General features: G+C 43.0%; 5 protein-coding genes. 2 read left to right on the forward strand and 3 right to left on the reverse strand.

The genetic code is table 11. The features are described from left to right. Positions 1 to 87: 87 nt before the first annotated feature. Positions 88 to 528, reverse strand: coding sequence for a MarR family winged helix-turn-helix transcriptional regulator (locus WC615_RS21540; protein WP_372980116.1), 441 nt, complete (start codon positions 526 to 528; stop codon positions 88 to 90). A 122-nt stretch (positions 529 to 650) separates the two neighbouring features. Continuing rightward, positions 651 to 2,339 carry a gamma-glutamyltransferase gene (gene ggt / locus WC615_RS21545; RefSeq protein ID WP_372980117.1) on the reverse strand — a complete coding sequence of 563 codons (1,689 nt, stop codon included), beginning with the start codon at positions 2,337 to 2,339 and terminating at the stop codon, positions 651 to 653. 235 nt (positions 2,340 to 2,574) lie between these two features. Between ggt and WC615_RS21550 the strand changes: the two genes are divergently transcribed. Next, the gene (locus WC615_RS21550; RefSeq protein ID WP_372980118.1) at positions 2,575 to 3,069 is read left to right on the forward strand and encodes a hypothetical protein; all 495 of its coding nucleotides are present in this window, start codon (positions 2,575 to 2,577) and stop codon (positions 3,067 to 3,069) included. Positions 3,070 to 3,137: 68 nt separating this feature from the next. Here WC615_RS21550 and WC615_RS21555 read toward each other — a convergent pair whose 3' ends face one another. After that, positions 3,138 to 6,692 carry a S8 family serine peptidase gene (locus tag WC615_RS21555; RefSeq protein ID WP_372980119.1) on the reverse strand — a complete coding sequence of 1,185 codons (3,555 nt, stop codon included), beginning with the start codon at positions 6,690 to 6,692 and terminating at the stop codon, positions 3,138 to 3,140. A gap of 634 nt (positions 6,693 to 7,326) precedes the next feature. On the opposite strand from WC615_RS21555, the gene WC615_RS21560 reads away from it, so the two are divergent. Continuing rightward, positions 7,327 to 8,193: a hypothetical protein gene (locus WC615_RS21560; RefSeq protein WP_372980120.1), complete on the forward strand. Its 867-nt coding sequence runs from the start codon at positions 7,327 to 7,329 to the stop codon at positions 8,191 to 8,193. Positions 8,194 to 8,204 lie beyond the last annotated feature (11 nt).

The raw sequence follows: 8,204 nt of genomic DNA on the forward strand, positions 1-8,204 counted from the left end.
TTTTCAGAAGGCAAATTTATTGTTTTATATGGCAAAACCATCAGCTTAACACTTTTTAACAATTAGCATAACGTTAAAAAGTGTGTTTTATGGCTTATAGTTGAGGGTAAGCTGATTTATTTTTTTAAGCATCTCTGTTAAATACTGTTTATCAGCATCGCTAATGTGTGCATTAAGGTAGTTATTAAACTGTTTAACAACGTTTTTTGCCAGTTGGCGCTTTTCTTTGCCCAGGTCGGTAAGGTATATTTTTACAGATCGTTTATCCCCTTTGTTAGATTCGCGGTAAATAAGGCCGGTTTTTTCTAACTGGTTTAACATGCGCGATAAAATGGTTGATTTTAGCCCCAGCAATGCAGCCGCCTGAGATACCGTGGTGCCCTCCTCGTCAATATTGATAAGCAGGTACCCGATGGATTGTGTAATGCCAAATTCGGTAACTAACTGGTTATAACGGTTGGCAACCGTTTGCCAAACTATTTTCAAAAAATAATCAATAGTTTCCTGATGTTTTACACTGCTTCGCATAACTGACAAACATAACATTTTTAGTTGATTGGAGAATAGTGAATGGTGAGTAGTTATAAAATGTATAAACCTAATTACCATTAGTTAACCATTCACCATCCTCTATTCACCACTCACCATTACTAATACCCCATGGCAGTATCGTCTCCTCTTGGGTCGGCACCACCCTCATACCCTGTTTGGGTTTTTAATATGGCATCAACCCTGCCTATGGCGCCTGTAGATTTTATCAAATAACCTTTATTTCCGAGTTTTATTTTGGCGGCATCATTTAAGGCACCAGCCTCAGTAACCACCTCGTCGGGTAGCCATTGATGGTGGAAACGCCTGGCACTTACCGCCTGCTGTATATCTTTATCAAATTCAATAACATTTAATATGGTTTGAAACACCGATGTTATAATAGTTGAACCACCCGGCGTACCCACAACCATAAACAGCTTACCATTTTTTTCAACGATGGTTGGAGTCATGCACGATAGCATTCGTTTACCGGGCTGTATGCTGTTGGCCTTACCGCCTACCAGCCCGTACATATTGGGTACACCCGGTTTTGAGCTAAAGTCGTCCATCTCATTATTGAGTAAAAAGCCTGCACCGCCTACAAATATTTTTGAGCCGAATGAGTCATTAAGCGTTGTGGTAATAGATACCGCGTTACCATATTTATCTACAATAGAGTAATGGGTAGTTTGGTCGCTTTCGTAACCTATAAAAGTACCCGGTTGTATGCTGGTGCTGGGTGTGGCCGCATTCCAGTTAAAAGTTTGCATGCGACTTGCAATGTACCCGGGCCTTAACAAGCTATCCGTAGGCACTTTGTAAAAATCAGGGTCGCCCAGGTATTTGGAACGATCGGCATACACCCGGCGCTCCGCCTCTGTTATTAATTGCACAGTGCTATCACTGTTAAACCCGTACCTGTGTAAAGGATATGGCTCTACCGATTTTAGCAGCTGCAGCAACGCTATCCCTCCGCTTGATGGCGGCGGCATGGTGATAATTTTATAGTTTTTATAATTACCGGTAACCGGTTTGCGCCAAACGGAATGATAATTATCCAGGTCGGCTTTGGTGAACAAGCCCTTGCCTGCCTTCATTTCGGCAATCATCAGGTCGGCGGTGATACCATTATAAAACCCGGCGCGTCCTTTATCACGGATCAACACAAGCGTTTTGCCCAGATCTGCCTGCACCAATACGTCGCCTTCCTTCCAGCCGCCTTCCTTAAGCAAATAGTTTTTGCCCGGGTTTAGCCTGCGAAATACTAAATCGTTACGATTCATATCTGCCGCAAGGCGTTTGGTTATTTTAAACCCTTTTAAAGCCAGGTTTATGGCCGGCTGCACCAAAGCATCCCATTTTAATTTACCATATTTTTTATGAGCGGCTACCATCCCATCAACAGAACCTGGTACGCCTGATGCCTGGTGAGTGTATAAACTCATATTTGGTATTACGTTACCGTTAGCATCAAGGTACATATCAGCGCTTGCTTTGGCCGGGGCTTTCTCTCTAAAATCGAGCGTGTTGGGCACACCTTTAGCGGGACGATAAACCATAAAGCCGCCACCGCCAATATTGCCAGCCTGCGGGTGGGTAACCGCCAGTGCAAATTGCACTGCCACCGCAGCGTCTACGGCATTGCCACCTTTTTTTAACACATCCAGCCCAGCCTGCGCCGCATCCGGATAAGCACAAACAACCATGCCATTGCTATTACGGGTGGGTTGCGCCCTAACAATTGTTGTAAAGCACGGTAGTATAAGCAATACCGTTAATTTATATAATACTCTTTGTGTAATACTCATGGTAACCGTGTATTTTTTGCCAATTTAATGTATTTAGCTATACAAATGCAATGTGGATATGTTGATTATTTTGTGGTTGTAAATCAACCTCATACTTTATTATTGCAGCATACTTTTATGTAATAACAGCATAAAAGCTTATTTATGTCGTTATCTACGTGTTGTTAACAATTATTTTACAAACAGTGGCACCTTTTTAAAAAGCTGTCGTCTTAACAGAAAACAAAATACCGAAATGAAAAAATTTACCTTTATCGCAGTCCTCCTGACCTCTTTTTTATTACTCTCTAAGCGATCGGACGCGCAGGATTATAAAACCGCAGTGGGTTTAAAATTTGGCGGGTACGAGAACGGCCCCTCTATTAAATATTTTATGGACAGCAATACTGCATTAGAAGGTATTGTAGGTATACGTAACCATGGCGTGGTGTTTACCGGTTTATATGAACTGCATCAGGGAGCCTTTAACACCGCTAATTTGAAATTTTATTACGGCTTTGGCGCGCACGTTGGCTCGGTAGGTAAAGGTGTTTATAAACGCTTTGGCAGCGATGACAATGTTTATAACGATAGCCATTTACTACTTGGCGCCGATGCTGTTTTAGGCTTAGAGTATAAACTACCTGATGCCCCCTTTGCCTTTAGCCTTGACCTTAACCCACGGGTTGAACTTGCAACAGGCCCTTTCTTTGACCTTGCCCCCGGACTGGGCTTAAAGTATACTTTTTAAAGTATTACCAAAGATTATTAAACAAGAGAGCCCGTGCAAATTGCGCGGGCTCTCTTGTTTAATTTTACCTACTTAGCTATAATTATCTTTTTCGAGTACACCTTATCGCCAAGGTTCATCTTCAGCAAATAAGTACCCGGCAAGCGGTTAACAGTGTTTATTACCGTGCTAAAATTGCCCGCGGCTATGGTTTGCGATGTTTGGTACACCACCTGCCCCGCGCTGTTAATTAATGACAGCTGCAGGTTACCCGCAGTTTTGGCCACAAAAACAACATTGAAATAGGTATATGCCGGCACAGGGAATATAGCCAGGCCTATATCTGTTGTTTTATCGGGGTTTTTAGCAGTAATGGCATAGGCAAAATCATCAGATGCTGCTGTACAACCATCGCCAACAGCAACCTGTACTTTATAGGTACCGCTAACTAATGGCGAATAAGTAACGCCGGTAGCGCCCGGTATCACTTCGCCGTTTAAAAGCCATTGGTTACCCTCGGTAATACTGGAGCTAAGCACATCCCCTGCCTGGGTGATAACCGGTTTAGTTACCGTAACAGGCACCCTTTGCACGGTTGCACAACCGGGGCTGTGTACCTGCATATCATAAAAATAGTAATAATAATTTTCGGGCAACGGTGTTGCGGAATTCCCTGTTATTGAGAACACGTCACCTACGGTAAACGGATAACCCGTAACACCATCTTTATTACGAAATATGGTTGCACCATTATCATAAGTTGGCGTTATAATATAGTTACCGGCTGCGGGCAGGGTTAAATTCAAGGTATAAACTTTACCCTGGTCGGCAATGTCATTAGGCTGTTCACCCGGAGCTGCCGTTGTTCGGGTTGCGGTAACGTTTAATGTAACAGACGATACCATTTCTCCATTATCATTTGTAGCTGTAAAAGTAATACGCCCGGGGTTGCCAATATACAGCTTCGCGGTTTCTATAACCATTGGTATTTTGGTGCTTATATATACATCTGTTGTAAACTGGTTATAAGCCCCTGTTGGGAATACATTTTTGTTCGCCGGCCCTACAGTACTGCTAAAATCATTCAATCCGGCATAAAATCTATTATCGGCAGGTTCTTGTGCAACGGTTGCAGGTGCCCCAAAGCCAACAGGTATAATATCAGTAGCCGATTTATACCATAATATTTGACCATCGCCCGCACCAGACAATTGGTACGCGTTTGTATTAGTACAGAAGTACGCTAATAAACCACTAAGCACGGGCGGGGTGGCAATAACTATATTACCCGTGGTTTTGTTGTTGGCCGTTACCGGGTCTGCTGTTAATTGGGTTTCGGCAGTAATGGTATAAGTTGCACCCGCGGTGGTATTAAATTTGCCACTTAGTGTAAAATCAGTTTCCTCTTCGGGGCTAAGTGTACCTGTGAAGGTTTCATTAAATGTAGTAGCCGTACCGTTTGGCGGGGTAACTGTTACCGTAACCGGTATGTTGCTGATTGAGGTAATGCCAAAGTTCTTTAATCTTACGGTAACAGGCACTGCAGATGCGCAGGTAACGCCGCCATCGGCATTTACAATGGTTATGGCACCTACATCAATAGCCGCCTTTGTAAACTGCACCCTGTAATCCTGTGTCTCGCCTTTGGCGTAAGTACCGCACGCATTTATAGATGCCGGCGTGGCGGTTTCATTTAATACCACACGCAACAAGCTTATATTGCCCGGTATTACACCGGCCGGCACAGCAATGTTGCCGGTAACGGTACCTGTAGCGGTTACCACTGTGGTAGTAGCCGCCAGTTCATCAGCATCAAAACTACCGTTGCCGTTCCAGTCTATAAATATTTTGGCTGCCTTGCCAAAATCGTTACCGCAAGTACCCAAATTAAGGCTGTATGAATATACTTTGCCTTGCTCTAACTGGATAGAAAGTTTGGTATTATCAGTATAACCAGTGCAACCCTGCGGCGAGGTATAGTTGATATTTGATAATGAAAAGCTATTGATCTTAGAATCGGCAGTTGATGCCGGGACCGATGCGCAATAAGGGTTACCACCTGCGCCGGTAACAATAACCGAATACGCCTGGCTGCCAGATTGAAGTGCGCCCTTATGCGAAATGGTAACCGTATATTTTTTACCCGGCACAGCGTTGGCTATATAAACCTGCTCAATATTATCCCTGATGTTATCACCATTTGTAGCTGGTGCCGATGGGTTATCAGGCGTAAGCACCCAGGGTGTAAAGGATGTTGAGCCATCGCTTAAACGCACATCAAGGTCGTTTACCAGTTTTGGGGTACGGTCATTTATGGTTGTACCGGCGGTAGGTGTACCTTCGGGGTCTGTCCATGATATGCTTACTATCAGCGGGCCATCGCCCGACGCTGTAATATCAAAAGTTTTTGTTTGCCCCTGGGCTAAAGTACTTTCGTTAATAATACTTTTTGTGCCGTTATCGGTAATAGCCTGTGCGGCTTTGCGCATATCCAGCAGGCCCCATCCGTAAATATAATCGGGGCCAACGTTACCGGCATCAAAAGCAGTGTGGCAAGCCAGTCCTTTTAAGGTTGCTGCCCGCATAAAATTGCCATTGTTTTTTTGTGAATAATACTCCTGCAACAGATATAACGAGCCGGTAACATTTGGCGCTGCCATTGATGTACCCGATAAGGTAAGGTACGAATCCGGACTCTGTACCCCTACCGATAGTACGTTCTCGCCATCACCAACAATATCCGGTTTAACCCGGCCGTCATCTGTGGGTCCCCAACTGCTAAAGTAAGATATGGCCACATCTGTACGGTTAACCGGCCCATTGGGTAAAGCCCCAACCGAGCCTACTGTTAGTATATTTTTGGCATTACCTGTTGTTGTAATAATATCATACCCACTATTGCTGCTGATGTTTGCAGGCCTCGCCCCTTTGTTTATAAAGGTTGGGTTTGTACGGCTGGTAAACCCGTAATATGTTGCACCTACAGCCGGGCCATTGCTGGATCTGCTATTACCTGCCGACTCTACAATGAGATAATATGGGGCATTATAAGCTATTTTATCCCATGATTGTACACGGGCATCGTAAAAGCCAAAATTGTAATCTTCATTATCGCCAGGCAGGCCATACCATTCCCAGCGGCCGGCACTTTGGTTATAATCCCAGCCGCCAACCTCACCATATGAATGGTTGGAAAGCAGCAAGCCCGATGCAGCCGCACTCATTTCAGATACATCGTTATCAAAATCCCAGGCCGAGAGGGTTGTGGCGCCGTATGCCATGCCTTTTGCGGGGGCATACACACCCTTTGCCATCATGGTACCCGCAACGTGGGTAGAGTGGTCAAGTATAGCTGAATTATCTTTAGCTGTTATTGTTTTTCCTGCAAATTCACGGTGTGCGCTGTATACCTGCCCGCCGTCCCAAATACCAAGTTTGTTAAGCAAATTTGCGCTGCTGCCTGTTAAGTTTAGGTTTAATGCACCGCCCGGCTGTACTGTATTGGTACCTGTAGTTGCCGCAGCTGTAGTATTATTATGAGTTGTAAGATATATAGGGAAACCCAGTTTATTAATACCCTGCAAAGCAACTATATTGCCTGCTTTTGTTGTACGGCGAATGGTCCAACCCATGCCGGGTGCCATGGCTACTGCTTGCTGCTGACCAGTTCTAAAAGCCTGTCTTGAAGTTACTGTTATCGCATCGAGTTCTCTTTGTTTGGCAATATTAACTGGGATTTGCTGTGCAAAGCCCTGAAGAGAACATATTATTAATAGAGAATTGAGGACTAAGGTTAGGTATTTTTTACCCATATAAAATATTGATTATAAGCCTATAAATATAGGTTTTGGATAAGATTATCACAAGAAATAGACTATATATATCGTTTTGGCTTAAAATTTGCCTAATAACCCATATAACCTTCTGTTAATATTATCAATATTAGCGCACATTGTTTCCCTTAAGTTAAATACAATTCCTCAATACAAGTATCAATAGTTAAAGCGAGAAAATAAATCTACAATGTGTAGAAAAAATTACCCGCATTTATCATTCATTTTCCATTTAAAACATTCCTTTAAGTTGTAAGCGGGGGTGTTTATAGCGCAAGTGTGCGTTGATTGCCGCAATTAGCCGATTAAGTAATTGATTGATTAGTGTTTGCATAGTTTTTGCACCTACGCGATAATATTGATTAATGCCCCTAAAACTTTGAAAACACGATTACTACGATATATTTCCTTTATAATAATCATTTGCTGTTTTTATAATAACAGAGTGCTTGCACAAAGCGCTACAATTTCAACAATTTCAGGCGGCTTAACAGCAAGTACTGTTACTACAGGCCAAACTCAGGTTGCATTTATTGGTTTTCAGGTTAGTGTAAGCGGTGGTGCCCCAGCAAGTAGCTTAACTTTTACTAAATTTGATAATATAGGGTGTAATTTCATTTCGTCACTTTCAAATATCAAATTATACAGAAGTACAACTAGTAATACTTATGGTACCGGCACATTTGTACCGGTAGGTACGGTAAGCACCAGTGGGAATACAATAACTATAAATAGTCTTGTTTCAGAAACTATCCCCACGGGTTCAACCTATTATTATTTTTTAGCAGCTGATGACATTTACTCGGGCGCAACAAAATATGATCCTCAGATATTTATTAATACCGGCAGTTTTGCTACAGCTACAAACGGAACAACATATTCAGCATGGATAAGCAATTATGTGGGTTATACCTTTACTTCGCCTACTCCCCCTACTGTTACTGTAACCGCTCAAACAGGTGGTTTGGCTGGCGCTACGCTATCGTATGGGCAATCGGCTGCAATATTTGGCTTTAGTGTTAAAGTAACAGGTACAACTGCAACGCTTGGTCAATTTAATTTTAATGCGGATGGTAATACCGGCACCCTGCAAACATTATTTGGCAGTGGTGTTTTATATAGCAGCGCCACTAATACATTTAATCCGGCAAGCCCGGGCACTCCTGTGGGAACCGTGGGCTTTAACGGCAACAATGTAACTGTAAGTAGCTTAAATGAGGCTTTTACCGTAGGGCAAACCAAGTACTATTTTTTAGTAGCGACACAAATTTTTAGCAGCTATTCAAATACTGATAAGGCAGGTTCTACATGAATACATCCAGT

The sequence above is a fragment of the Mucilaginibacter sp. genome (assembly GCF_041663085.1).
Lineage (GTDB): Bacteria > Bacteroidota > Bacteroidia > Sphingobacteriales > Sphingobacteriaceae > Mucilaginibacter.

Bases quoted from the DNA above. Each gene is read 5' to 3' on its own strand.
- WC615_RS21540 (WP_372980116.1), bottom strand. From the start codon at position 528: ATGCGAAGCAGTGTAAAACATCAGGAAACTATTGATTATTTTTTGAAA.
- ggt (WP_372980117.1), bottom strand. From the start codon at position 2,339: ATGAGTATTACACAAAGAGTATTATATAAATTAACGGTATTGCTTATA.
- WC615_RS21555 (WP_372980119.1), bottom strand. From the start codon at position 6,692: ATGGCACCCGGCATGGGTTGGACCATTCGCCGTACAACAAAAGCAGGC.
- WC615_RS21550 (WP_372980118.1), top strand. From the start codon at position 2,575: ATGAAAAAATTTACCTTTATCGCAGTCCTCCTGACCTCTTTTTTATTA.